Here is a 26,519-nt window from a genome sequence, read left to right as displayed (position 1 = left end):
TCGACATGTCGCAAAGGATCGGCGCTGATAGCGAGTGCACCGTGAATGAAGGGGCAGAGCACTACTCAGATCCGAAAGACAAGCTTTCATCAGATGGCGAGTTCGTTCGGTACTGGAGCCGGGCTGCCGACCGGCTGCTGGCGGTTGCTGCTGTTAGGAGGCGAACCGAGGAGGCAATCAGAAGGACCGGGATTGGCTTGCAGCTATCCTCCGAGAACCTTAGCGGTCATGACCTATCAGATTTCCCGCTGCGACGCTGTACCCTCAATCGCGCGCAGCTCTACGGAACAAAGTTGGATCGAGCAGATCTTTCTGAGGCGAACCTTATCTGTCCGGGGCTAGAGCGGGCAAGTTTCATGGGGGCCAAGCTCGATTTTGCCTATATGCATGCGATGGCAGCGCAGGTCTGCAACTTCGATGATGCCAGTCTGCGCAATGTAATCGATGCAACCGGTAGCCTTTTTCACGGTTGCAGCATGAAAAGAACACGCTTTGACAACGCGATGCTCAGCGGGCTCCTCGTTTACCAGTGCGACGCGAGTGATGCTGTATTCGACGGCGCGGAATTACAGGGCTCAACCATCAATGAATGCTTCCTCCCTTCAGCGTCCTTCCGCTTCGCAAAGCTGAGCCAGGTCACGATCACGAAGGCGCATCTGGCGGATTGCTCGTTCTTTCAGTCGAAGGGAGACTGTTTATCGATCGTGCGTCCCATCTCGATCGATGGTCTCGTCTTAGAGGGCGCTCATCTTCCGTATCTGAGACTCTCAAAGGTGAGCGGGCGGATTCGGGCGAGAGCCCTGAGCGCCCCATTCGCTGATCTTCACCTATCAAATCTTGCGGGAGCGGAGCTGGAACAGGCAGACTTGACCGAGGCGCGGCTTCTGTCCGTAGGCCTGTCCGACGCGAACCTCGTGGGTGCCGTGCTTACCGGTGCATCTATTCACTCCTGTCAGCTGAATGGGGCGGATCTATCTAGCGCATCAGGTGAAAGCATTTCGATAACAGAGAGCACAATGCGAGCGGCCAAATTCACCGGTTTTCGCGGCCGCTGCGCCTTTGTGCGCGACTGCGATCTGGAGCATGCGGACCTATCCCAAGCTTACCTCTACAGGTCGATGATCACCGGTGATCCGCCGCAATCAATGGCATTGAATCACGCAAATTTCGAGGGATCAAATCTCGTTCAGGCATATCTCGCCGCGGATATGACCGAAAGTAACCTGGAGGCAACGCGAGCCGCATACGTTCGCATGAACCAATCGTCCCTGCGCGATGCGAACCTGAGTGGGATATCGCCGTTCCAGGCCAGTTTCGTAAAGGTGGACTTTTCGGGCGCTAAGATAACCACTTTCGAGCCACCATTTTTCGCCGACCGTTGTCGGGGACTGCAGGTCGCTCTGGAGGGGCGGCAGCCGCGCGAACCATCAAGCTATCTGGCTGAATTCTCATCGGTGATCAGACGGGGTCGAGAAGGGTCAACCTGACTGCTTCGGAGCTGCAAGAACAGTGCGCGCGAGCTTTGGACAGTTCGTGCGGTGGTCGAGGTGTGAGAGGGCGTAAAACCTCTTTGGTGCTCGTTGGCGTGCGCGGCCCACGAGACGCTGGGCGGCGCGCCTTCCGAGATCCGAACGCGCCACTATTTTGGCGTTCAAAAAGCGGAGTAAGAAGATGCATCTGACAGGTCTTTCCGCAGGCAAGGCGTTCATCCGGGAGGTCGCGAGAACAGGTCAGACGATTGGAACGGTCCACACTCTCGGCGCCCTGCATCTTGGGCATGCAGAGCTGATTAGAAGAGCGGCATTGGAGAATGATGTCGCGATCGTCACAGTGTACCCGAACAAGATCCAGCTTAGACCAGGTGGGAGCTACGATTTCAATTTGGACGATGATATTGGACTTGCCCTACGTTCAGGAGCAACTGCCGTGATTTCGTCGAGCGACACCGAAATGTTCCCGGTCGGCTATCGAACGTATGTATCGCAAGGTGACTGTGATTTGCGTTTAGGGGGGCCTGAAACTTATTTGAAGGAAGCCGTTACTGGAGCAATCCGCTGGATCTGCTATTCGAGGCCAACTCGCAGTTACTTCGGCCTGAAAGATATAGGTCAGGCGATCCTGGTAAAGCGCGCCGTCGCAGACCTGCTTCTCGATTGCGAGATAAGGTTTGTGCCGACCGTGAGATACAAGAACGGAGTGCCCATTTCGTCGCGCTTGAGGCGATTTAACCGTTCCGAGCTTGATGAGCTGTCCTGTCTCTTCACGGCACTCAACCGTTCAAGAGAAGAGATCGCCCGAGGAGCGTCAAGCGTGAAGGATCTGGTCGCGTCGGCGACATCTCGGATAGAGTTTCGACAGTTTAGACTCGAGTTTGTTCGGATTGTCGACGCTGATAATTTCAAAGATTTAGAGCAGGTCAAGCTCCCATTCTTAATTATTGGGGCTGCAATGGCTCATGGCCTCACGGTTTCCGATAGCATCTATGTTCCAGATCAGGATACGCTCCTAAATGGTGCTCAGGATATCTGGATCGATTTGCCTAAGCAGTCGTAGCGAGTCGATTACTCATAGATCTTCGCCCGAAAAAGTAGACGGGGTTAGGTGGCTCTTAGCTCCATGTCGATTGGGGCGATATATGCGAGCGGAATGAAGCCAAGTTCGGTTGTAGGAGCCCTCAATGAAGGCGAAGTTTCGCGCTGGGCTCGCGCGGTAGCGCTCAGATAGCGATCGGGCAGCGCGATGACGTTCGTCGGCGGCCTCTGTTAGGGCGGCGCAGGACGGTGTCACTGGGAAGAACAGGACCTAGCCGCGGCAGCCGGACCAGCTCCTTCGCCGTCAGGGCAACGACAGCCACTATGTTGACGCCGATGCCGTTCCCGGAAACGGCGAGGCCAGCGGTGGTGACAGCTCTCAGCGATCCATTGAGTAGATGGAGCCGGAAAGTCAATGCGATCCTTACTGCCCGACATGGTAGGGCTGGCTAGCCGCACTTTGAGATAGTCTGTTCGGGTAGCTTGTCACAGCCAAACGCCACGACAGCTCAAACCGGTGAATCGTAAGTTTGGATCCGTAAGCTCTCGCGAACAAAATCTGCGGAGATGTTATGAACAGGCGATTGGAAATCCATAGAGCGGATGATGGATATATTATCCCGCTCAGCGAGCTGGATGTAAGCGAGGGCAAGCGCTTTCAAGACGACAGCATATGGGGTTGCTTCGAGCGGTTGCGAAGAGAAGATCCCGTTCACTACTGTCAAAATAGCGCTCATGGTCCATATTGGTCAATAACGAAATACCGGGATATCGTAGCGGTCGACACAAACCACCACGCGTTTTCGTCACAGCAAGGTGTCACCATTGTCGAGGTGCCTGATAAGCACTGGACCCCAAGTTTCATCAAGATGGGGCCTCCCCAGCACGCCGAGCAGCGCAACACGGTGAGTCCGATCGTCGGGCCGGAAAGCCTGACGAGGCTCGAAACCTTGATCCGCTCTCGGGTCCGGATGATTCTCGATGGCTTGCCGCGTAATGAAGTCTTCAATTGGGTAACCAAGGTCTCCATAGAGTTGACGACGCAAACGCTCGCCACGCTGTTCGACTTCCCATTTGAGGATCGGCGACTCCTGACCTATTGGTCGGACGCAGCTGTTACAACTCCTAAAGCAGGCTATGCCATCGACAGCTGGGACAAGCGAAGCACCATCTTGTCGGAGTGCCTGGACTATTTCACACGGCTTTGGAACGAGCGCATCAATGCCGAGCCACGCCTCGACCTGATTTCTTTGATGGCGCATTCACCCGTCACACGCCATATGGAGCCAACTGAGTTTCTTGGGAACCTCATTCTACTGATCGTAGGCGGCAATGATACCACGCGCAACTCGATTACCGGCGGCCTCCTGTTCATGAGCCAGTACCCCTCCGAACTGCGGAAACTAACTGACAATCCCAAGTTGATCTCGAGCGCCGTGTCTGAGATCATTCGATACCAGACGCCGATCGCACATATGCGCCGCACTGCTGCTATAGACAGCATCGTTGGGGGAAAACCGATCAGGACAGGCGACAAGGTCGTCATGTGGTACATCTCCGGCAATAGAGACGAAGAGGTCATTGAGAACGCCAACAGTTTCGTGATCGACCGCAAGAATGTGCGGCAACACCTCTCGTTCGGATTCGGAATCCATCGCTGTCTTGGCCGACACCTTGCGGAACTGCAGTTGAGAGTCCTCTGGGAAGAGATTTTGGATGGGGGATTGAAGATCAAGGTCGTCGGCGAACCCGAGCGAATTGCATCTAACTTCGTGCACGGCTATTCCGCTCTCCCCGTGCGGATTGAAGCTTAGGCCATGATCGGGACAGTCTCGACCGCCGGTGTGCGGTGGGTGTGGATTGATGTGAACTATCTTGGCTTCTTCAAACTGCGCAGATGAATGGATAGAAGCGAAGGTTCTGTCGGCAGCTATTTATAACCGGGCAGACGTTGAATCGCCCGTGAAGAACGATACGTGAGGCGAATGCTTGGTGCACGCGACTGTCATTTTTCTATAGCTGTCAGTTTTCTATAAGGGGGCGTCTGGCCTGTTCGCGTCTCAGCTGATGACACCGGAACTGACGCGGTTACTCCAGCAGCATGGAAGCTGCGATAGAAGTCGAACACAAGGCCGCATCTTCTTCCTTGCGCATCCGGATGAATGCTCTTGGTCAGCTAGTCGTCAGCCAGTCGGCCTATCCAGACAGGCTGCGCACCCTCAATTATCCGGAGATGAAGCATGAAAGGCATTGGCCGAGCTGGTCCATCAGAGCTTGAGGCCGCGGGAGCCGAAAGCATTAGGGAATCGAGCCGTTCGAGCCCGGAGTCTGGTCTCTTCCCTGGGGAACGCGATCAGTCCTTCGATGCCGTCGTAGGGCGGATACGGTCTGAGCCTGATGTGAGAGCGGCGACGCTTGCGAACCCGCCGCCAACTTCGGACGTAGCGGCGCCAACGAGGGAGGAGATAAAGGCAGCAAAGCGAGAATTGAGCAGCCTGCTTGAGGAACTTGAAGCTTGCCGCCGAGCGGCCGGGCATGCCCGGAACTTGCCGGAGAGACAAGATCTGATGGATCAGGTCGTCAAAGCAGGCGCAACAGTTCTGGCGTACTACGCCAGTCTGCCACCCGATTTGGCGCGCCGAATTCTGCCAAACGATCGGGCTCGCCGGCTCCGCGATGACACTGTGAGGGAGGCTGACGAATGTAATGAAGTGGCGACCCAGATTATCTACGAGCTGGAGGAGAGCAGAAAGAAAGCACAAGGCGTGCTCGACAGCCTCAAAGACATCGCCTCGCCTGCACAGCTGAGCCGACTGTTTACAAGCGTTGCGAACCACTATGCAGCATGCATGGAGTTGTGGGGAAAGAAGGTGCTGCGCTGTGAGCGGATGCAGTCAGTCTGTGCCGCTACCGCCCACCTTCCAGGCAGCACGCCCGCCATGCGCACGGCCGAAGATGCCGCACTAAGGCATCATACGGGCTGGGCGCTCTTTACGAAGTGCATGTATCTGCAATCGCGGATCGCTCTCGTGGAGCTTTTAGTCAACTCGCAAGCGAGCACGTTGGAACCAGACGTGCGCGACGCCCTCATGGATGAGAGCGGGAGGGTGCGCCTGCTCGGGGCCTTCATCGGAGATGTTTTTCCGGCGTTCGTCTCGACGGCCCAAGCCGTTCTGTACAGCGATGGAGCGGCGCTCGAAGCGGAGCATCGCGCCGTTCTGGAAGGAGTCATGGAACGACTTTCGGAATTTGCATCGGGGCTGAGCGGCATGCTTGACAGCCTGAGGGGGACTGCAACGGAAACTGACCTTCCGTTGCCGTTGCTGGACCAGATCGTGGAAGCTGCGTGGGTGACGGCGAACGAAGTCATGCGGCTGCTGGCATTGCAGCCAAAGACGCAAGCCACGATTGAACCGCCGGCTTGGGCTGCGCTTCCGGATAATATTGGCCCAGCGGGCGGAGGCAGTCCGGCGCGCAGAACGGGCAAAGCAAGGCCCGCAGCAGCCGCAGGAGAGGGGAGTTCGACGGCCAGCCCCGCCACGCCGCAACTCGCTAGGCCCGATGCGGCGACGGCCCCGGCGGGCAAGGTCATCGTGCTCTCGGATCTCGGTACAAAGAAACTCGCCACTCCGGAGCAGGCACGCGCGTCATCCGCTGCGGCCGATAACCTCCAGATGTGGATGGCTCCGCCATCCAGGAAAGCACTGCCGGGATTACTTGAGCGATTGGACCAGCTGCTGCAGTTCGATCTGCCGGCTCAGCAAAGCGCCGCCTCGCAAGCTCGCCACATGAAGCCCGAGGACGCCGAACACGTGTTGGATGTCGTCATCAAGCGCATGCAGACGCAGTCCTCCGAGATTGAGGCCTGTGTAGCCGCGCTGGAGGAGCCTCGCCGGCGAGGCCTGCTCACGCCTGCGCAAGTGCCTGAAGTGCACGAAAAAATAGTCCGGCTGACAAGGATGTGGTCCGAGGTTCAGGGACAGGCAAGCTCATTGAACGCGCGAAAGGCAGCAATCACAAGCGATTGCACGAAGACCTATGCGTTTCCATCGCAAGAATACCTAGAACAGTTGCGGGAAGCGGGAGAACTGGCGTCAGTGGATCCACCGCACGCCTTGAAGGGAGAGCCGGGGACGCTATTCGAAATCAAGCTGCAGCCCAGGGCGCTGCGCAGCGGTGCGATGCCAAGGCCGATGTGGGTGCACATCCATACCAAGCGCCCGGTAAATGCCTGGCAATTGGCAACGCTGGGCGATCGCGAATTCGCCGCTTGCCACGTCAAGTCCGACGAACAGCGCGGCTACAATCGGCACTGGCAGAGCGCTCGAGCCGCCGAGGGGCACGACAATGTCGTGATCCATCGCGGCAGGCTCACTCCTGTGTTCTGCAAGTCCTTGTTAAGCACCGCCGCTGGCCAGCCGTGGCAGCCCCTCCCCGATCCGGAGCACGCTTCAGCGCAGATGGCTCGACTGGGGATCCGGTGAGGTATCGTCTTGCGGCGGTGAGCCATCCGGTGACAGCGCTCATGCCTCCATCGGCTTGGCGGACTGCCTGAGCAGCGCCGAGCCCCATCAAGCTCTATCTTACAAAAGCATGGAGCCTGGAGAGAACACTCCTTTCGGGAGGGTTATCAGCCCGCAGTCCGGAGGATCGCCAATCGGCGCGCAAGCAAGCTTGCCATTGCGGGGTGTGGCGAACATCGGCGCTCGGATGAGAATGTAGGCCGCTGAGTGTTGCAAGACGGAAAACTTTGTAAAAGAAGGGACTTGAGCTGACAGCGAGTGCTTTGTCGCGGCAGGTGTCCGACAAAGGTTTCATGTGCGACCCCACGCAGCCGGCAACAATTTTTCTCTCGACAGAGCACTTGCGTCACGCAAAGTTTGCATCGGCGTCTTGCCGTAGCACCAGCGCCCCTGATGTGGGCGCACCTCATTGTAGGCAGCGATCCACTCATCGAGATCGCTCTGCAAGGCAGTGATGCTCGGATAGATCTTCTTGCGGAACACGACGCGATAGAACTCCTCGAGCACGGTGCGGTGGAAGCGCTCGACAATGCCGTTGGTCTGTGGGCTCCTCGTCTTGGTGCGGGTGTGATCGATGTCTTCGACGGCGAGGTAGAGCTCATATTCGTGATGCTCCGGATTGCCGCAATACTCGGTGCCGCGGTCGGTCAGGATCCGGTTTAGCGGGATGCCCCGCGCATCGAAAAACGGCACCACGCGATCATTCAACAGTTCGGCCGCCGTGATCGGCGTCTTGCGATCATACAGCTTGGCGAACGCCACCTTACTGTAGGTGTCAATGAAGGTCTGCTGATAGATCCGCCCGACCCCCTTCATGTTGCCGACATAGAAGGTGTCCTGCGCACCGCAATAGCCGGGGCACTCGCTCTCGAACTCGCCGTGCGCCTCCTTCTCGGACTTGGCCCTTTCCAACGCAACGAGCTGGGCCTCGGTCAGCACCAGGCCGTCCTGGGCCATCTTGGCCTCCAGCGCCGTCAGCCGCTTCTTGACGTTGGCGAGGTCGTGACGCAGCCACACCGCCCGCACGCCGAACGGGGAGATCGACAGGCCGCGGCTCCTGAGCTCATTGCTGACCCGCACCTGACCCCAGGCCGGCTGGTCGATCCCCAGCTCAACGACGGCTGCCTCGACCTCCGGCGCGACACGGTTCTTCAGGACCGGTTTCTTGCGGCTGATCTCAATCAGCGCCAGCTCGCCGCCCTTGTCGTACAGTTCCTTGAACCGGTAGAAGCTGTCGCGGCTATAGCCCATCATCCGGCAAGCCTGGCTGACGTTGCCGAGCTGCTTGGCCAATTCCAGCATGCCGACTTTCGCGCGAATGACTTCTGTTCCTGGGTCATGGTAACGTCTCCCTGTGAGACGCCGCGGGCTGCGCGGGAGCGCCCTTTGGGTGAGCGCTCCTGCTCGCCCGCAGCTCCATTCCCTGCCAGTTCAAACCTTGCCGTCAGATTAAGTCGAAACTTCTACAGACCATGACATATTCCATGTCCGGCTCGTCTGAGACCGCATCAAACATGCGCTTCCAGACGCCCGCCTTCGCCCAGTCGCGAAAGCGCGTGTACGCAGTTATCCAGTTGCCGAAGGCGCGCGGAAGATCGCGCCACGGACTGCCCGTGCGGGCAATCCACAGCGCGGCTTCGACAAACAGCTTGCCGCTCCGGCCGGGATCGCCCGGCTTGCCAAGACACAGCGGCTCCATCTTCGCCCATTGGGCGTCAGTCAAAACGAATCGGTCCATCCCAAGCTTGAATCACAACCAAGCCAGGATGAGAATCCTAATAAAAGCCCAATTCTAACAATCTGCCAAAGTAGTGTTAGGGCGCGGATTCATTAAGGCGCAGCCATAGCCTGACTGACGCGAGTTGAACGAAGGCAAGGTAGTTGTCCTGACATCTGCTCCATTTTTTGATCTTCGCATCCAATGCCGGCGAGCCCGGGTGGATGGTCTCGTTGCTCGATGAGTTGGCCCGACACTTCTCGAGACGCCTACGAAGAAAACGGCCAACGAAACCCTCCTCACCCAGGCAACCCGGAAAGATCCCGAGCCATTCTGATGGCGAGGACACAATGACGCTGGCGCCTGCCATAGGCAATCCGCTCCTCCCGCCCGGGCGGGAGTCGAAAACTCCGGCTGGAAGCCGGGGTTTTCTTTTGTGCTATTATAGGCACCAGCTCTCGTAAACCGCCGCCAGTACAGTGCACCTCACGGCTTGAGCCGAATTGGCTTGGGCTTCGCTCCGTCCAAGGCTCGATCGTAAGCCGCAGGTGTCGGTTGGTCTGCGCTCTGCTCCACCTCAAATGGATTGGTAGAGATCTCACGTCACATGAAGTCTCCATCCGAGTCGGGCTCTGATGAAGGTTCATCATCGCTCGACGCTTTGGAGAGATACATCGAAGAATTGGTTGCGCGCTGCCATTCACCATCCCTATATCTCCACTGTTTGGACTGGGTGGGATCAAGTACCATATCATCGGGATCCACATGAACGAAGCCCAGTTGTTCTGCACGGGCTCTCGCTTCGTCATTGGCAGGACGCCAGTTCACTAGCGGCCGTTCGCCGTCTCGCCCTAGTTGGTGCTCGAGCAGAATATCGCCGGCGTTACCGACGAGCGGATGTGCAACCTGAAAATCCACGATTGATGTGACATCAGTCCGTCCGGGAAACAGTTCTCGCCACCGCTGGCTGGTGAAACCAGTCGCCATAGGAAATCCGGCTTCCGTTCTTTGGAGGCCGACGCTCGTATTTCCTAGTTGATAGCTGTAGCCGTTGTTGCACCTTTACTCGCGTCGGATCATCCCCGAAACGACCCGTGATCGCACCTACCAGGCTTGGTGGGACGGCAAGGGTAATGGGCTGCTGCGGGCAGAACTGCTTGTGGTTGTCGCGTCTGCAATTGCCTGAGAAGAGCTTGGAGCCTGACGAGCTTGCAATGCGTTATGCCGAGAAGACCCCGTCCAATGCCAGGAAATGCCTGACGCACGTGCGAGGAAGAAGCAGCAGCACCGGGCGCGCCGAGGAAACCATGCACGAACTTCAGCCGCAGCTAAGAAAAGCGATTGGGCATGGCGGGCGACACCAAATCGGAACGGTGGGCGAGATCGAGCGGAAACCAGCACACCCATGGCATTCCCCATCCTTCATTCAAAGCTCCTGCATTCTTGAAGAAGCCAGCAATCCTGAGAGTGCGACGAATCTGTACGATATCGATCAATCGGAGAGCCTGCAGCGAAGTCCGTCCAAGATTTCACGGAGTCTCCTATGGTCACGTCTCCGCGCCTGGCCGTCGTTCGAGTCGGCGCGCATCATGTGCACATGCACAAACCTCCTAACAATGCTAGCCCGTCCTATTCGTGAGAGTGCGGCTTTGGGGCCCGATTGATGCGGCCGAACATCTTGTCTGACGAGGCGCACAGGATTGCCTTCGGCTTTTCACCGCCTGACGACCCGTACTTTGCAACGCGCTTGAGGTATAGGTTGGGCGAACGGGGGGCGGACGCCCCGCCGGTCAAGGACCGAGCGGCAGCAGCGCACCTGGCAAGCAGCGGATCAGGTCGGCTTCCGGACAGGCCGCGGCGAACGCAAGGCGAATGCGGCTCGTGGTCTCGACCACACGGGCAGCGATTTTCAAGAGCCGAAGACGCAGCGTCGCGAACTCGGCAGCGGCCAATTCCCGGACTTTGGGAATGGCCTCGCGCACGGTCAGCATCAGCCAATAAGCGGCCGTATGGAGCACGAGACGGACCTGGTTGGCGAGCGCCGAACGGCAGCTGGTGCGGTCGGAGGCGAGCTGTGACTTATGCAGCTTGTCAGATTCTCGGCTTGGCCGCGCGCGCAATACAGGCTGTCGTAGATCCACTCGGCCGAGCCGACATCGAGGCTGGTGACGACGAAACGGATGTCGAGGCCGAGCATCGCCGCCTCAATACGGGCGACAGTGCGCCGTTCGCGATCCCAGGACTTTGCCTTGTGGCGGGTCTCGGTATAGCCACGCAGAACCGGCAGGTTCTCGATGGCGCGTCGGGTGCGGATGTCGTCGGCGACCTCGTCGACTTTTCTGGCGAGAGGCTTGGTGCCGGACAGACCGAAGATGTAGTCGATGCCGTTGGTCTCGCACCACGCCATTGCCTCCGGCCGGGCATAGTGCCCGTCGCCACGGAACGTAATTTGCGTGTTGTGCCATCGCGTGCGGATATGCCGTACCAGGCGGCGCAGATGGGCACGCACCTCGACGCCGCCCGGCGTCTTGCCGGGCCGCAGCACGACGGCCACGGGCCGGCTCTTATCCGTGTCGTAGACGTGGATCGACCGCCATCGAAGGCAGCTGTGACTTTCTTGGCGTGAACGGCTGGAAACGAGGATGGCAGAATCGTATCATCGGTCATGGCGGGCGTGGTTTAAGGTGATGGGGTGGCTTCGCAACCGAATCCTACGCCGCATCAGCGCTTTACACCACGCTCGCCAGCCCTCAGGCGCACTCTTACGAATAAGACGGGCTAGCGCTCCATCTCGCCCATAAGAATTTCATCTGAGACGTATCGTGGATTGGAAATGACAGTCCGCATTTCCGCATTCTTGCCCTCGTCCGCAAACCGGAATCCCTTCTTGTAGAAAAATGCTGAAGCTCCTTCATCTTGAGAGAGAAGGGATAGCTTGGAAAGGCCCGCGGACTGCCTAGTATGATCGGCGACTTCAATCATAGCCGTCCCGACCCCTTTGTACCTCGACCGGCCGAGATTTTCTATGCTGAGAATTCGCAAACTGTTGCGCCCCGGCGCCACGGTCATCGCTCCCACCTTATTGCGTTCATTGGCATCAGTAAACAAAGAAACACTTTGGGCGTTGCCAATATTGCTACTTACTCTGTGTAGGCGGACTGACACACCTGTCCTCTTGTCAAAAGCGGAAGACGCTGGTCCAGCAGCTAAAGCGGCCGTAAAAGCAGCACCATCTGCGCCAGAAGTGCCGGCCAGCGCATCGCGCTGCTGGTCCACACTTTGCCCGTCGGAGGGCCAGTTGTTGTAATTGGTTCTCATCACAACGAGCTACTATTTGGACGAGCTGACAGAAAGCTGACAAAGCCGACGCATGAGCCGGTCCTTTACGAATAAGACGGGCTAGCGTAATGATACTCATCGTAGGATGGAACATGCGACATATTGTTAACTCGATCGTCCATGACGACCACACTCCTATGCCGGTTGCATTGTGTTTCAGGTCGTTAGACCTGACTCCGCAGATAAGCAGCTTAGCTGTCCGTAAGCTGACGCCGAGAAATTAACGGAAAACTAGGTGTTTGGCCCCGGCATTTCTGCAGCGGATTGAGTTTGAATCGTTCCGGCTGGGAAGTTCAATCCTGAATCCAAACAGACCCTAGTCGGGTGCTCCGAGAAATGCATCGACGGAGGTGCGACGAGCATCCGATCATAAGTAGGTCTACAGGTTCCGAGCGGGTAGACGGAGCGATGCGGTGATGGCCGAACTTATCCATTCGGTCGATAGATCTGATCAAGAAAATCAATTTTACCGATTGTAGCGTCGTCATATAGACCGTCATCACGGCTGGGGCTAACCTAGGGAAGCGATCTCCCAATGAAGAAGTCAGTTTTGGTGACGGCGAGCGCCCTCGCACTTGCGACCGCGGCGGTACCTCCATTTGCTGCAGAAGTTGCCGCGCAACCGCTCACCTCCAGCGTGCAGGTAGCCGATACATCGTATCCTCAGTGCGCCGATGACCCATTGAATGGTATCTGCGATCTGTTTTTTTGCTTGACCGATCCCGCGTGCGTGCTGCACTGACGACGGAAAACAATCAAGCAGAGAATGAGGATCGAGCCTCGTGCGGCCGCTGCTCCGTCAGCGGCCGCATCCTTAGTCGTCCGTTAAGAAGCCGGATTGATCGAGGCTGGCCGGGCGAGCGTGCGCCATAGCTGGGCCAGGAACAGGCACAAGAGATATCTCAGCCAGGCGAGGATGCGGCGGAAGTTGTGTCCGACGGCTGAGAGGACGACGTTGGCGGCATCGCCGGCGCGGCCTTTGAGGTAGCAGCGCCCGAGGTGGCCTTCCGCCTTCAGGTGTCCGATGATGGGCTCGATGGCGGAGCGGCGGCGCAGCTCGCGCTTGATGACACCGAAAACGCCGCGCTTCTGGCCGGAGATGAAGACGCGACGGGGATTTTGTGCGTCGTGGCCGCGGTATCCCTTGTCGACATAGGCCCGCTCGATCGGACAGCCGGTGAGTGTCTCGGTGCGGTCAATGACGTCCCGCAAGGTGTGACCGTCGTAGGGGTTGTCGGGCAGTGCGCTGGCGTGCAGCACGAACAGGCCACCGGGAGCCCGGCGGTTGTTGGTGACGATGGAGGCCTTCACGCCGAACTCGTAAGGCGCGCTGGCCTTGCCCTTGCCGATGCACTCCACTTCCGGGGCATGGAAGGAATAGAGCTTCCAGCCGCGCTGGCGCTGCTGCTGCGAGCGGATCTGCGTGGCCCGGCCGAGCGGGAGGGCGAACGCCTGCTCCAGTGCTGGCTGGCCTTCGATCTTGCGGCGGATGTCGCGGATGATCCGGCCCAGCCGGCTACGCAGGATACGCAACTGCCGCTGATGCCGCCTGAACTGTTTGGCATGGGCGTAGCGGCCGGCCATCATCGCGGCGGCCTTGGCGATGCGAGCATAGGATTGCCGCAGCCTGACGCCGTGCCTGATCGCCAGGCGGTTGAGCCCCTTGATGGCCGCATGCAGCAGCTTGGCATCGGTCGGAAAGGTGATGGCCTTCGGCTGCACCGTGGTGTCGACCGTAACCCGCTTGAGGTCCTGGCTGCGTAATGCACCGGCCTCGTGCGCTACCCGCAAGCTCTCGGCCAGCAGCAACTCCAGCTTGTCGCCAAGCCGCTTGCGCCAATGGCTCAGGTCCGAGCGCTCGTGCGGGAACGTGTGCTGAAAGAACTCTTCCCCGGTGAAGAACTGGAAGTATGGGTCATGGACCCAGCGCTCGCACACCTCCTCATCGGACAGCCCGTAAATGTGCTTGAGCAACAGCAGACCGATCATGAAGCGCGTCTCGATCCCGGGCCTGCCGTTCTCGCTGTAGAGCGGCGCGATCTCGCCGTCGATCCAGTCCCAATCGACCTTGCCGGCGAGCAGAACCAGCTCGTGCTTCATATTGATGATCTGGTCGAGCCGAGCCCGGAACAGATCGTTCGATCCCGTCGTCTTGTGCTTCTTCGGCCGCATCGTTCCCTCCGATGCAGACAAGGAATCATGCTTCCCGCTTCGAGGGAATCCACGAAAACCAAATCGCAAGGTTCTGACGCCCAAAGCATCAAAACCTTGCAATCTGGAAATGCCCCTTAGCCCAAATCGAGATTCCCGATCAGTGGCTTAGTCCTTCTTCACGGACGACTCCTTATGCCGTTCGTTTACGCTGGCGGATGGTGCGAGCCGCGCCTTCTTGTTCTCTAAAGATGATCAGAGTCATTGCTCACTCCAGCCGGCGGGTGACGGCAGCCCGATCGCTCAACTGCAGCATCGGCGAACGTTGGGTAAACGGAGAAAGCCGTTTCAGACCGCGACGCTGCCGTTACGGCCGGAACTCCTTCACGATGTCAAGCTGCGCCAGTTTTCAGGATAGATTGCTGTTCGGGCTAGCCCCATACCGTGCTCCTGCTCGATGTTCGCATTTCGGACGTCACAGATGTCATCCTTACCTGTTCGGCTAAGCTACTAGGGCGGCGATCGTGCCGTTACAGATGTTCGTCTATGGTTTCGCTCGAAATTGAGTGGCGCCGTCTCCGGCATCATCACCATGGCAAAGAGCCCGGCCGCGCTCGCGAAAAGCATGTACCAGGCGGGCGCGAGTGCGCTCCCGGTCAAGTAGATCAGCCATGTGACGACCAGTTGAGCTGTGCCTCCGAAAATGCCTATGGCAAAAGCGTAAGTCGTCCCGAAGGCGCCACCACGAATGTTCCTGGGCAAACTCTCGGCCATGCTTACGTAGAAGGCGCTATACGGAACCGTTCCGATAAGGGTGAGCGTGCCGAGGCCTCCTAAAAGTGCGAAGGCGCTGCGGCTCTCTGCAATCCACAAGAATACCGGATAGATCATCAGCAACGCAGCTGCCTGCGGCCATATCATGATGCGCCGGCGGCCTGCGCGGTCGGCGAGCAGGCCGCCCAACAGCGCCGCAGCAATGCCTGCCATATTGCTGATGAGCGTGGCGCCGAAGGCGAGAGGCGCGGATACGTGGAGGGTGTTCAAGGCGTAGGTGGTCATATATCCCGTAACGTAAGTAGTGATCGTGCAGCTGGCCAAGATGACGAATCCCAAGCTCATGATGCGGCGAGCGGCGGGCGATCGCCTTACAGGCCGGGTGACCAGAACCGGCGCCTCCGGGCGGAGAAACGTTTCGGGTAGGACGCTCCGCAGCCAAAGTCCGAACGGCAAAGTAACGGCGCCGAGCAACAGCGCGATCCGCCATCCGTATGCATTGAGCGCCTCACTTGTCATGGTGAGCGAGAGTATTTCTCCAACCAACGCTCCAGCCGTCGCAGCGACCTGTTGGCTCGCGGGCTGAAAGGAGACAGCAAGACCGCGGGCTTTGGCTGGTGCCGCTTCCATCAAGTAGGCTGTCGTTGGACCGACTTCGCCTCCGAGAGCAAAGCCCTGCAGCAAGCGTGCGAAGATGGCTAGCAACGGAGCGGCAAATCCTATTGTCTCGTACGATGGCGTAATGGCCAATAATAGGACCGCGACGCTCATCATAGCAAAGCTGGCGGTCATGGCAGGCCGGCGGCCAACCCGATCCGAATAGGAGCCGAGCACGATGGACCCGATTGGCCTGGTCACAAAACCCGCGCCGAAGGTTCCGAGTGACAGCATGAGGCTGGCGAACTGGTCGGTTGCCGGGAAGAACGCCTGACCGATCTGTATTGCGAAAAAGCTATAGGTGCCGAAGTCGTAGAATTCGAGCATATTGCCGATGGTGGCGCCCAACACCGCCCGGCGCGTTAAGCCTTCGTCTGCCGGACTGGGGACCGGCTCCAGCCTCTCTCGAGTTAATTGCCTCGCCATCCTCAACCTGATCTGGAGCGCGAACCCTGGCCCGAACATTTCCACCAGACACCGGTCGCGCAAAGTTGCAGTCCGCTTGCCCGAACTCGTCCTTCACGGCCATTGCGCCTGTCCACATGTAGCCTGAAGCGCGTCGCTACAAACCTCACGGTAACGTCTGCAATAAGAATGCCTGCCTTTCTGGGCCGATTTGACTTCTGGTCTGATCCCAGGCCTGGCCGGTAAGAGGTAAGCGGAGCTTTTCTCCCATTTGATTGACTGGTTTCGCTTCGGCTTTCGCTCTGCGATCCTTGGCTTGTCAGAGAGCCGAGAGGAGACTGAAGGCGATGGAACAATCGGGGGAGGAAGCCGAAGCTGATGGCTTTGTGGGGAAGCTTACGCGCCGGACGCGTTCTGGATGCCGGTTATGGTCTGCGGAGATCAAGGGGCGCGCTGTTTTCGAGAGCATGAAGCCCGACGCCCGGGTATGTGATGTCGCACGGCGTTATGGTGTGAAGGCCCAGCAGTTGACGACGTGGCGCAGATTGGCGCGTGCTGGCCGGCTCGCATTGGTCACGGACGACGCGGCGGATTTCGTGTCGATCGAGCTGAGCGATCCAGTGGCGTCAGGCAAGAGCGAGGGCCCGTCGAGATTACGATTGGCAAGGTTTCGGTCCGCCTGGATGCGGACGTGTCGGCGGTGCGGATCGCGGAGATCGTGACTGCGATCGAGCGCGGCGCATGATCATTCCGGCGCAGGGACTGCGGATTGTGCTTGCTGTGCGTCCTGTTGACTTCCGGTGCGGGCACGACGCGCTGGCCGGTCTTGTGCAAAACACGCTTGGGCTCGATCCGCATTCGGGCCTGATCGTGGTTTTTCGTTCGAAGCGCGCCGACCGGCTGAAGATTTTGCTATGGGACGGCACGGGCCTCGTTTTGGTCTACAAGCGCCTTGGCCGCGATGGTCGTTTCGAGTGGCCGCAGATCAGCGACGGCGTCATGCATCTGACGCGCGTGCAGTTCGAAGCGCTGTTTGAAGGGCTGAACTGGAAGCTGCTGAGCGCATCCTCGAGGGCTTCGACGGCATCCTTCAGGTCGACGGATACCAGGGCTATCATCGGCTCGCACGGCCCAAGCGCAAAGGCGGCGTGCCGCTGCGGCTGGCCGCATGTTGGTCCCACTCAAGGCGCAAGATCATCGCAGCGACTCCGAAAGCCGGCTCACCCATCGCCGAAGCCGTTCTCGCGCGCATCGCCGCACTCTATGCGATCGAGAAGGAGATCCGTGGCGCCGACGCCCCGGCTCGGCAAACGACCCGTAACGAGCGATCACGGCCGCTCGTCGCTGAACTCGAGAGGTTTCTGCGCGAGCAAGCCGCTCGCCTGTCGCCGGGCAGCGAGATGGGCAAGGCGATCGCCTATCTCCTGAACCATTGGGATGGCCTCACCTTGTTTCTCGACGATGGTTGCGTTGAGATGGACACCAATCCCGTCGAAAATCAAATCAGGCCGCTGACTCTGACGCGTAAAAATAGTTTATTTGCTGGTCACGACGAAGGTGGTCGTTCATGGGCGCGCATAGCTTCGCTCATCGCCACCTGCAAAATCAACAGCGTGGAGCCCTACGTCTGGATGAAAGCGACGCTCAAAGCGATCGCAACCGGTCACCCGCAGTCCCGGATCGACGAGCTCCTGCCCTGGTCGTTCGGCCGCACCTCGTAATTCTCCGTCGTTGTCGCCTCCATACCCCCCGCCAGCGATTTGCAAACACGTTGATCAACAGACTGCAATCCCCACGCCAAACCTTTGCGAGTGGGACGCGAACGTCGCTTACGGTAAGAGAAATATGAGAACCTGGTGCAGTTGTCGGGCGCCGCAGACATTACGTTGCTGTGGCGGGTTTGCGACAAGACTGGCTGGCGCCGAACATGATCGACGAGGACGCGAGCCACCTCAGCGTCACGCGTTGCGTCCGCTCCTTAAACAGCCAGTCGGGGCTGCGTCATCGCCTAGACGATGCTGCCAATCAACGCGCCCGAGGCGGTCTCTTGCGCGCGAGCAAGATCACCATTCACCAGTGCTCCACTTTCCGTCGCGGCCGGATCGCCAGCGGACGGGCAAACCGCTTTCCCCCGAGCCGCTTGGGTCTGGCGACCATCAGGACCGAGGCCGTCATGCGTTCCGCGCCGCTCGCTTGCATCTTGGCTATCGCCCGAGCGAGCGCGTCGTCCAGGACGTGAGAAGGCCCAGCTGTTCGGCCGCAACACCGACGAATGCCGATCTCAAGTCGTTAGGTGAGCGCGAGCTTCAGAGTCGCCCATCTTGGTCAACCATGTGGAGAGCTGCTAAGGCTAATCGATAGCGCCACACGCAGAAGCTAGCGTTTGTGTGCCCGGGCGGGCAAGCAAGAAACGGCTACGCTTCTTCGCCAGCGGACGCTTAGAGGAAGACGGCCATTTCAGCGGCGGCTTCGCCAACAATTACAACGATTTGTCTTAATCAGGACACGAGTGAATCCTCTTTTCCAACAACAAGGCGCGAGCGCCATCTGCATGACGCGTAGCATCAATAGCAGCCGGATAAAGTTGGCGGATCGTATTGCCTCATCTGACGATGAAAATCTCAGCTTGGCCGATGTAGCTCCGGCTGACGGCCTGTCCGACGTTGCATCATGGCGCGCAGGATCGGACGCACTGGGGACATCGCGGAGTGCGCATTAAACGCAGCGGCAGCCGCAGTCCCGAGATCATCGGCCAGCGCCGCACCTTTAGCCGTGCGCGGGATGATCGTCTGGGCTGCTTTGCGTCTGAGCGATTTCTTTCTTCATTTAATCAGGTGAACAGATCGCTCCGCTCTTGCCGGACTCTCAGATCGCGCTCTCGTCTGTTCTCGCGTTGGCCCGGCTATCGCGGTCATTCTGCTTATCGGACCAAGCATAGGCTCAAGTGCAGGCCAGAACAACTGGTCGCGGACAGAGATCGAAATGCACATGTTCGGTATGGGACTGGGGCTGGCTACGGTCAGCGTCGCCTGACCTCCTAACGAGCTTTCCGTCAGATGAAACGATGCAGGACGCAGAGCTGCGCGCCGACCGCGAGTTGAGGTGGAATGAGTTCAGGATCGGAGATGATCGCATCAGACGTGGTAGATGCAGCCGCGAGTTTGTCTTTCTTCTTCGACCTTTGTCAGCTTCTCGAAAGCCAGCCTCTCTAACACTCGAACTTGGCCTCTTGATGACGAAGCTGCCCATGCCGGAATTCGTGACGAACTTCAGCTCATTCCCTCTGGGAGATATTCTAGAGGCCTTTGGTCTCTTAACAAAAAGGAGGGCTTTATGGCTCCAAGCCCGATCGATAATGCCCGTTCACCAGAATCACCGACAGCGCACGTCTGGACACAGGAAGATCATGATTTGTTCAGCGAGATCATGAATGAAGCTGGACCATCATCGTCTGCCGCACCTGAGGAAGCGGTAGATGTCTCCTTCGCCGCTCCCCAGAGATTTTCACACGGTTCGCAAATCGCCCCTGACTCGATGGTCGATAGGCTGTTCCACCGGGGTCTCTTGCCGGACTCGGACCAGCCGACAATGACCTATGAAATCCAGGGTCACCGCTACACGGCCGGTTTGGATGAGTGTAATCGCGTTCTTCTTGTTCATAACCCTGCGGAAGACCAAGTGCTTGGGGCCGGCCGGGCGGGGGTACCGGACTTCGGAGCCTTCTTCGCGGAGAACCGACGCTATGGAAGGCCGCTACCACAGCAATGGGCCACACCTGCCCTCATAGACAAGCTGCGCGAAGAAGGTTTCATGCCGACCGCCAATAGCCCCACGACCATCCATCTTAACGGACGGGCCTACAAAGCCGAACTAGCCGAAGGAGGATTCGTTAAGCTTACGCGGGTATGAGACCAACTTGACGGTGAGCCGATCGCGCTGGGTCTGAGTCGTGCGGTCACTTTGGTTGTCCTTACCTGGATAGACGGTTCATCGCTTAGCAGTGGATTGTTCGAGCCGCCAGCGGGTACGCATCATCGGGCCCGCTGGCAGCGCTCGAGATGCACGGTCATCCTGGCCATTCGTCTGCGTGGTGCCGACCTGTCATCCGGCCGGCAATATTGTCGCCGTGTTGCTTCACTCGAGGATGTTGCTGGCGCTTGACCGATACAGCTCCGGCTGTGGGCCAGTCCGAGGTTGCACCATTGCGCGCGGGATCGGAAGAACCGGGGTGCGTCGCGGAGTGCCCAAGGCACGCCGCCGCGCCCCGGTCCCGGGATCACCGGCCAGCGCCGCACTGTTAGCCGTGCGCGGGATGATCGTCTTCTCGGCTGCTTTGCGTCTGAGGGATCCCCGTGAGCGCTGCACGACGGTGTGCCGCGGCCGAACTGCTCGGGGCGGTGCTTCGCGAGGTGACCGAGAATTACCAGGGCAAACGGGGCTCGGCCGCAAGCCAGCGCTCGATGTCGGCTGGGTTCGGCAAATTGGGCAGAAACCGGTGCCCGTTGAGCACTTGCTTGGAAACGGCGGAGGCCCTGCAAGTGCGAGGCTGGATTGTCTTGGCGGACGCGAAGGTATTCTCAAGGAGGTGGCAGCAAAGATCGCCTAGCCGCAAGGACCGTCGCAAGTGGCGCAGTCGCTTTGCGTAGCAGTGGGATTGCGTGAGCGTATTTGTCGAGGAAATCGTGTCAATTTAACACTACCAAATCTGGGCGTTCTGCAAGCAGTAGCTCCACCGTAGAGTCACGCAAGATCGCATGCACATAGGCGTGTGCAACCAGCCTCAAAAACCGGAAAAGAACGTCATGGCGAACATCAATCTCAGCTCCCAATCTATTGCAGGTGCACGCGCCGGACAGCGAGCCGCCACCGCCCGGAAAGTCATTGAATGGCGAGCGCCGGCCCCGAGACGCCGAGGCTTCCACATGATCCACGGAATGAAGCCCATGGCGCGGATGCTCGCAGCAATTAGGCGCGGGCTAGCCTTGTCCGATCTTGACCGGTGCTGCGCAATCTGGTGGCTCTATCGTCTCCATTTCGGGTTCACCGGCGACGTGATGTTGGGGCTCGCCGCGGTCAGGATTGCCCAGGAGAGATCCCGCTGCGGAATTTAGGAATCGTGGGGGCGCGCCTTCCATACGGGCTCGGCGCCCTGCCGCCGGTTACGTGTTTGGCTGGCGAGGAAAAGTGGCCGAATGCCGATTGCCTTTAGTCTCCCCCAGCCAATTGGGCCGCATTCACTTCTAGCGCCGAGGATCTGCCCGTGGGGGTGGCACCAAAGTGCAGGCAAATACGATGAGCAGATTGCAAAAACTGAACTTGCGCTCGCCCTTCACACGATCAGTAAGCTGAATTTGATGTCGGATGATGCTGCTCATGAAGGTCCCAGCAGGGGCAGACGACCGGGCCATAGCGGGGAGTGTAGGAATCAGGACGGTCTGGAATCCTTGGTCACGTCTGGTGATCGGGGGCAAGGACGCGCGGCTCGCATTCCATCTGGTGATCTTCTGCTGTTACATGAAAGGAAATGACCCGCGTGAGTTCGCGTGGCGATGCAAGGGCGGGTAGCTCGCCAAGCAATACTGCCCGAGTCGTTGCGCTGGATGGATCCTCGCGCAGAACCTCACCGACGCTGTGTACCCACGGCTTGAATTCCTCTGTGAGCGGCTCGTCCGTTGCAGACCGCCAGCCGTTCAACTCTCCCCTCGGTGAATAAGCCGTTGATCTTTCGCCAGGCACTTTGCGCCCGCCTCCGGCCGCCGCGCGATGAGACAACGGCCGCGGCTTCCCGGTCGGTCGGCGCCTTCGCAATGGTGCGCGGAATCGGCTTTGGAGCGAATTCCGGGTCAACGGATCGAGCTCTTATCACCAGAAACGAGCTCCGGTTCGCGAGCGGAGTTGCGCTCGCCTTGTCCATGCGGGCGGTTTGCAATCGAAGCAAGCCGGTGTACAGGCGTGATCGCGACATAGTCCTCGGCGGCGAATGGGCGCCGAGGACTGGGGCCATCAGCGAACTTCAGAACGGCCCCTAAGCATCTGCAGTTTGGAGCCTCGTAACAGTGAAGCCCTTAGTTGAGCTTGTAAGACGCCTGGAAGAACGTACCCCACCGTTCCATGCTGTAGTTCGCAAATCCTAGCGAGCCGCAGCCGTTTCCGCAGTCCGCGGAGTCCGCTTCCTTTTTCGTCCACATGGCCCAATAGCGGCCTCCAACGCCTAGGCTGATATTGTTGGTGACAAAGTAGGACAGAAGGCCTTCAACCTGGACGCCGCCGCCACCATTGCCGTGTTGCTCACTAAAGGTGGTCTTTTTGCGCAAGAGATGATTATCGCGGCCCTTGAAGTCGGTCCAGGGCAGGTAAGCGATGTCCGCATTCAGGCGCCAGCGCTCGGTCAGCATAGTTTCGGCGCTCAAGCCGATTCGAGGCGCATTCCATTGAGTATCTTGGCTGCCAACGATCCTATCGTCGCTCGGCTTGATACGACAAAAGTCCTGCGGATTTGTGAGCGGAACGCAACCCCTCGAGTCTGAGCTCTGGCTGTAATAGGCCCAGCCTATAAATCCGCCGATCTTGTAGTTCGTACTGCGCAGGACATCGTAACCGGCGTCGGCCGTGTAATATGCAAATCGCCCGTTTGACTCACCTGAACGAGTATTTAGGTAGGGGTATCCCTCGTGGGGCAGCCAATCTTCATCGTTCGATTTCCCTTTGTTGAAGAACCCGATACCAAGGCTACTCTTCAAGAACACTCCCCAGGGACTGTCGACACGGCCGAATACCTCCCCCGAAAGTCCGTCCAGTGCATGATAAGTGAGCCTGGAAATCAGTATGCTGGGGTCTTCAGGCCAGCCATACGGGACTGCGCTTTGATCCCACTGGAATCTTCCCCGGCTCAGCCAGAGCCGCGAGCCCCCTTCGAACGACCAACCGGACGTGTAGGGAATGGGTGGTACGCTGCCGGCTGATCTCGCATGCAGCGGCGAATCGGACTTTGGTGCGGCTTCTGGGTCCGCACCAAAGTGGTAGTTCAGACCAATTTTCCCAATGTGATAGTTGCTGGACAGGCTGGTCGTGCTCGCCGGCAAAATCGTAGACGGAGATAACTTCGCGGTCGAAGCGGTCGCGACGCTCGGCCCGCCAAAATGCAGATAGTCATACTCGACGTTCACCGACCATGAAGGCGTAAGGGCTTGCTCCACACCGAGCCCGATGACGCCACCAACTTGGCCATAGTCGAAATGGGTTTTCTCCTGTGGCAGGTCGCCCCCTTCAAAGTTGTTGACGATATCGCCTCGATTATTTTGCCAGGCGAGCTATGCGGGATTTTGGGTGACGAGGCGATCAGGCGGCGTGGTTTTCCGGCACTTGGATGACCTCGATGCCGTTTTCGAATCTGACACCTGCGATGACCTTCGGCAACTGATTTGTGCCTTTCAGCCGCCGCCAGGTCTTTGATGCGGCGCAGAGCAGCTTGAACACCATCAACTTGGCAGTCGTTGACGATAACGAACCTTTCGTGCGCACCGTTCTGTGCCGGACCGTCGCGAACACGCTTTCGATGGGATTCGTCGTCCGCAAGTGGTCCCAATGCTCGGCGGGGAATTCGTAGAACGCAAGCATTGCGTCGCGATCTTTCGTCAGGCACTCGACCGCCTTGTCGTACTTCGCTCCGTATTTCTCGGCAAAGACATCGATCGCCACTTCGGCCGAAGCTCGGTTGGACGCCAAATAGACCTCGCGCAGATCCTTCTTCATGCTGGCCTGTACCGACACTGCGACTTTGTTCAAGATATTCGCGGTTTTGTGCACCCAGCACCGCTGATGTCGCGTGGCGGGAAAGACCTCGTCGAGCGCCTTCCAGAAGCCGAGCGCGCCGTCACCGACGGCGATTTCCGGGGCGATCTTCAGCCCACGGGTTTTCGCCTCGACGAGCAGTTCGTGCCAGCTCTGCGTGCTCTCGCGCACGCCGACCTGGAAGCCGATGAGTTCCTTCTTGCCTTCCGGCGTCGCGCCGATCAGCACCAGCATGCATTCGCTGTGGTCTTCCATGCGAGCCTGCAGGAAGACGCCGTCCGCCCACACGTATACGTACCGGCGCGCCGACAGATCGCGCTTCTGCCAACGCTCGTACTCGAGCTGCCACTCCGTCGTCAGTCTGGAAACCACCGCCGGAGAAAGATTCGGCGCATCCTTGCCCAGGAGCGCCGCCAGCGCCTCCTGGAAGTCGCCCGTCGAGATGCCTCGCAGGTACAGAACCGGCAAAAGTGCATCCAAGCTCTTCGTGCGCCGTGCCCACAACGGCAGGATCGCCGAGGTGAAGCGGATCCGCTCGCCATCGCTGGTCACCGCGCGATCGCGAATCTTTACCCGGGCGACTTCGACGGCGCCGATCCCCGTCTGGATCGTCCGCACTGGACCATGGCCGTGCCGCACGAGGCGGTCGCGGCCATCGGGAAGCTTCAAGCCCTTCATCGCGGCGAGAAACGCCTCGGCTTCCATCTCGACAGCCTGCGCAAGCAGCTGCCGAGCACCAGATCGCAAAATATTCGTCAGTGGATCGTCGATCTCATCGGGCTGACGCAGTGGGACAATGTTGCTATGCTCGTTCATGGCGTATCGCTCTCCTTGAGGTTCTGGCAGGCTCGACACCCGCCTCGATACGCCGCCTATCTCATTCCGTCATCACCCAGTTTCCCGCATAGCTCTTGCCAGGCTGCACCTGCCTTGAGATAGGCAAGCGTTTGCCCGAGCGAGCCGAAGGCGTAACCGATGCGACCGGTCCCGGTCGCAAAGAGGTTCGGAGCTGCGTTGCAGTTTGCGCTTACAATCAAGTCTGAGGCTGCGAGGCAGGTGTTTGAGCCGCTCGCGACAGCTGCGCTGGCATCCAGTTCGAGGCCGTACACCCAACTATTGTTCTGCCAATTGTAGCCGATTTGGCCACCTGCGACGAAGGAGGGAATATCGACGACGTCGCCGTAGATCGGTGGGCCGAACGGATTGGTGAAAGAGGTTCGACCGTACCCGCCGCCTACATGCCCGCCAATGTAGCCTCCGGACCAGTTCCACACCGACGGTGGCAGGGCTTCTCGCCCGAGGTTCGCCATAGATGTACCCGTTGTGGCGATCGCCATGGTCGCAGCCCCCAAAAAGAGAACTCTTGATCGCATAAAGATTGCCCTGAACTTTCCCGAGTTGTAGTCGCGCTCGCTAAGTATCGCCGCACGGCAAATCGTCGGAGCACCAGGCCCCCAATAACGAGCCGGGGCCGCTCCGAAGATCACCGCACGACGATTGGTGATGACGTCCTCAACGTAGCAAGCCGCGTGCCGGAGCAATTCCTTTGTTCTGCAGGAGCTTACTAAGAGCGTGCCGCGTCAACTTCCCTACATTGGGTGGAAGGCGGACGAACGAGTGTCGAGGTTCGCTGCATTGCGGAGCTAGCGTCCAAGGCACGTGCATGTGCCGGAACTTTGTGGTCTGCCCGGTGAGCACAAGCTGGTTCAGCTTGGATGAGCCGTGAGATTTCAAGCCTAGTGTTCTTTTCACTCCGCGAGCTGCCTGATGGCAACCAGCCGGCCGTTGCAAGTTCAGCTCGTACTAGGGTCTGTACCTAAATAGCGCCACGTGATTCTCTTGCCTACGTGTTGATTCGGGGGCGAGAGAATGCGCGCTGGTTTGTTTTGGCTGAACGACAGGCAATGGGCGCGTATCGAACCGCATCTGCCGAGGGGACTGACGGGGCCGGATCGGGACGACGACCGACGCATCGTCAGCGGCATCATTCACATGCTGCAATCGGGTGCACGATGGCGTGATTGTCCACGTGAATACGGCCCTTACACGACGATCTACAATCGCTTCAATCGCTGGGCCAAGCGAGGACGATGGTGCGCAATCTTCGAAGCGCTGGCCAAGCCTGGCGAAGACGGCGTCGTACTGTCGCTCGACTCGACCTCGATTAAAGCTCACCGGTGTGGCTCCGGCGGAAAAGGGGGGAGCACAATCAAGCAATCGGCCGCTCGCGCGGAGGCCGCACGACAAAAATCCATGCGCTGAGCGATCCGCTCTGCCGGCCGGTCGTCCTGCATCTGACTCCAGGCCAGGATGCCGATATCGCTGCGGCTCCCGATGTCCTGGCGCTCGCGCCACCCATGAGCGTGCTCCTCGCCGACAAAGGGTATGATGGCGACAAGCTTCGCGGCGCAATCATTCGTCGTGGCGCCAAGCCCGTAATCCCCAATAAATCTAACCGTGTCGTCATCCATCGCTTCAACAAACGCGCCTACAAAGGACGAAATGTCATCGAACGCTGCTTTGGCAGGCTTAAGGACTTCCGGCGCATCGCCACGCGATATGACAAGCTCGCCCGTAATTTTTTGGCCGCTGTTCATCTCGCCGCGAGCTATGCGGGATTTTGGGTGACGA

The 26,519-nt window shown here is 58.8% G+C and carries 17 protein-coding genes and 3 pseudogenes; 10 read left to right on the top strand and 10 right to left on the bottom strand.

Going from position 1 to position 26,519, the window contains the following annotated elements; all coding sequences use genetic code 11:
- Positions 1-5: 5 nt before the first annotated feature.
- The 4 genes from CIT37_RS34515 (at position 6) to CIT37_RS34500 (ending at position 7,015) form a co-directional block, all read left to right on the top strand.
- A complete protein-coding gene (locus CIT37_RS34515) occupies positions 6-1,487 on the top strand; it encodes a pentapeptide repeat-containing protein (RefSeq protein ID WP_011084657.1) in 1,482 nt (493 codons plus the stop codon).
- A 184-nt stretch (positions 1,488-1,671) separates the two neighbouring features.
- Positions 1,672-2,553, top strand: a complete 882-nt coding sequence (locus CIT37_RS34510; protein ID WP_011084658.1) for a pantoate--beta-alanine ligase — start codon at positions 1,672-1,674, stop codon at positions 2,551-2,553.
- 550 nt (positions 2,554-3,103) lie between these two features.
- Positions 3,104-4,345 (top strand): cytochrome P450, encoded by a 1,242-nt coding sequence (locus CIT37_RS34505; protein ID WP_011084659.1) that lies wholly within the window; start codon positions 3,104-3,106, stop codon positions 4,343-4,345.
- Positions 4,346-4,771: 426 nt separating this feature from the next.
- Positions 4,772-7,015, top strand: coding sequence for a T3SS effector XopP-like protein (locus CIT37_RS34500; RefSeq protein WP_011084660.1), 2,244 nt, complete (start codon positions 4,772-4,774; stop codon positions 7,013-7,015).
- Positions 7,016-7,345: 330 nt separating this feature from the next.
- On the opposite strand, the gene CIT37_RS34495 is transcribed toward CIT37_RS34500, so the two are convergent.
- The 5 genes and pseudogenes from CIT37_RS34495 to CIT37_RS34475 all read right to left on the bottom strand — a co-directional run bounded on the left by CIT37_RS34495 (position 7,346) and on the right by CIT37_RS34475 (position 12,089).
- On the bottom strand, positions 7,346-8,356 hold the full coding sequence (locus CIT37_RS34495) for an IS481 family transposase (protein ID WP_011084661.1): 1,011 nt from the start codon (positions 8,354-8,356) through the stop codon (positions 7,346-7,348).
- A 142-nt stretch (positions 8,357-8,498) separates the two neighbouring features.
- Positions 8,499-8,792: an IS5 family transposase gene (locus CIT37_RS34490; protein ID WP_011084662.1), complete on the bottom strand. Its 294-nt coding sequence runs from the start codon at positions 8,790-8,792 to the stop codon at positions 8,499-8,501.
- 582 nt (positions 8,793-9,374) lie between these two features.
- The gene (locus CIT37_RS34485; protein ID WP_011084664.1) at positions 9,375-9,758 is read right to left on the bottom strand and encodes a hypothetical protein; all 384 of its coding nucleotides are present in this window, start codon (positions 9,756-9,758) and stop codon (positions 9,375-9,377) included.
- Positions 9,759-10,561: 803 nt separating this feature from the next.
- Positions 10,562-11,358, bottom strand: a pseudogene (locus tag CIT37_RS34480) (IS1380 family transposase); the annotation flags it as partial.
- A 191-nt stretch (positions 11,359-11,549) separates the two neighbouring features.
- Entirely contained in the window at positions 11,550-12,089 is a 540-nt protein-coding gene (locus CIT37_RS34475; protein WP_014498653.1) for a GNAT family N-acetyltransferase, read from the bottom strand.
- Positions 12,090-12,645: 556 nt separating this feature from the next.
- Between CIT37_RS34475 and CIT37_RS34470 the strand changes: the two genes are divergently transcribed.
- Positions 12,646-12,852: a hypothetical protein gene (locus CIT37_RS34470; RefSeq protein ID WP_011084669.1), complete on the top strand. Its 207-nt coding sequence runs from the start codon at positions 12,646-12,648 to the stop codon at positions 12,850-12,852.
- A gap of 83 nt (positions 12,853-12,935) precedes the next feature.
- Here the strand turns inward: CIT37_RS34470 and CIT37_RS34465 are convergent, their stop codons facing one another.
- Both CIT37_RS34465 and CIT37_RS34460 read right to left on the bottom strand, forming a co-directional pair.
- Entirely contained in the window at positions 12,936-14,282 is a 1,347-nt protein-coding gene (locus tag CIT37_RS34465) for an IS5-like element ISBj5_B family transposase (RefSeq protein ID WP_011084757.1), read from the bottom strand.
- Between the two features lie 489 nt (positions 14,283-14,771).
- Complete coding sequence (locus CIT37_RS34460; RefSeq protein WP_174719444.1) at positions 14,772-16,118, bottom strand: citrate-proton symporter; 1,347 nt, start codon at positions 16,116-16,118, stop codon at positions 14,772-14,774.
- A 326-nt stretch (positions 16,119-16,444) separates the two neighbouring features.
- Between CIT37_RS34460 and CIT37_RS34455 the strand changes: the two genes are divergently transcribed.
- The 4 genes and pseudogenes from CIT37_RS34455 (at position 16,445) to CIT37_RS34440 (ending at position 20,006) form a co-directional block, all read left to right on the top strand.
- Positions 16,445-16,819: a transposase gene (locus CIT37_RS34455; protein WP_011084671.1), complete on the top strand. Its 375-nt coding sequence runs from the start codon at positions 16,445-16,447 to the stop codon at positions 16,817-16,819.
- A 19-nt stretch (positions 16,820-16,838) separates the two neighbouring features.
- A pseudogene (tnpB, locus tag CIT37_RS34450) lies at positions 16,839-17,093 on the top strand (IS66 family insertion sequence element accessory protein TnpB); the annotation flags it as partial.
- 50 nt (positions 17,094-17,143) lie between these two features.
- Entirely contained in the window at positions 17,144-17,818 is a 675-nt protein-coding gene (gene tnpC / locus CIT37_RS34445) for an IS66 family transposase (protein WP_223154101.1), read from the top strand.
- Between the two features lie 1,612 nt (positions 17,819-19,430).
- Positions 19,431-20,006, top strand: a complete 576-nt coding sequence (locus CIT37_RS34440; protein WP_011084675.1) for a hypothetical protein — start codon at positions 19,431-19,433, stop codon at positions 20,004-20,006.
- A gap of 2,156 nt (positions 20,007-22,162) precedes the next feature.
- Here CIT37_RS34440 and CIT37_RS34435 read toward each other — a convergent pair.
- From CIT37_RS34435 to CIT37_RS34425, 3 genes are all read right to left on the bottom strand, one after another.
- Positions 22,163-23,263, bottom strand: coding sequence for a hypothetical protein (locus CIT37_RS34435; protein WP_240537881.1), 1,101 nt, complete (start codon positions 23,261-23,263; stop codon positions 22,163-22,165).
- A 172-nt stretch (positions 23,264-23,435) separates the two neighbouring features.
- Positions 23,436-24,704 (bottom strand): IS256 family transposase, encoded by a 1,269-nt coding sequence (locus tag CIT37_RS34430; RefSeq protein ID WP_035716818.1) that lies wholly within the window; start codon positions 24,702-24,704, stop codon positions 23,436-23,438.
- 56 nt (positions 24,705-24,760) lie between these two features.
- The gene (locus CIT37_RS34425; protein ID WP_244611324.1) at positions 24,761-25,225 is read right to left on the bottom strand and encodes an outer membrane protein; all 465 of its coding nucleotides are present in this window, start codon (positions 25,223-25,225) and stop codon (positions 24,761-24,763) included.
- A 510-nt stretch (positions 25,226-25,735) separates the two neighbouring features.
- Between CIT37_RS34425 and CIT37_RS34420 the strand changes: the two are divergent.
- Positions 25,736-26,518, top strand: a pseudogene (locus CIT37_RS34420) (IS5 family transposase); the annotation flags it as partial.
- Between the last annotated feature and the right edge of the window lies 1 nt (position 26,519).

This window comes from Bradyrhizobium ottawaense (assembly GCF_002278135.3).
GTDB lineage: Bacteria > Pseudomonadota > Alphaproteobacteria > Rhizobiales > Xanthobacteraceae > Bradyrhizobium > Bradyrhizobium ottawaense.
Note: the sequence above shows the minus strand (reverse complement) of the source record. Positions and strands in the feature narration are given on the sequence as shown.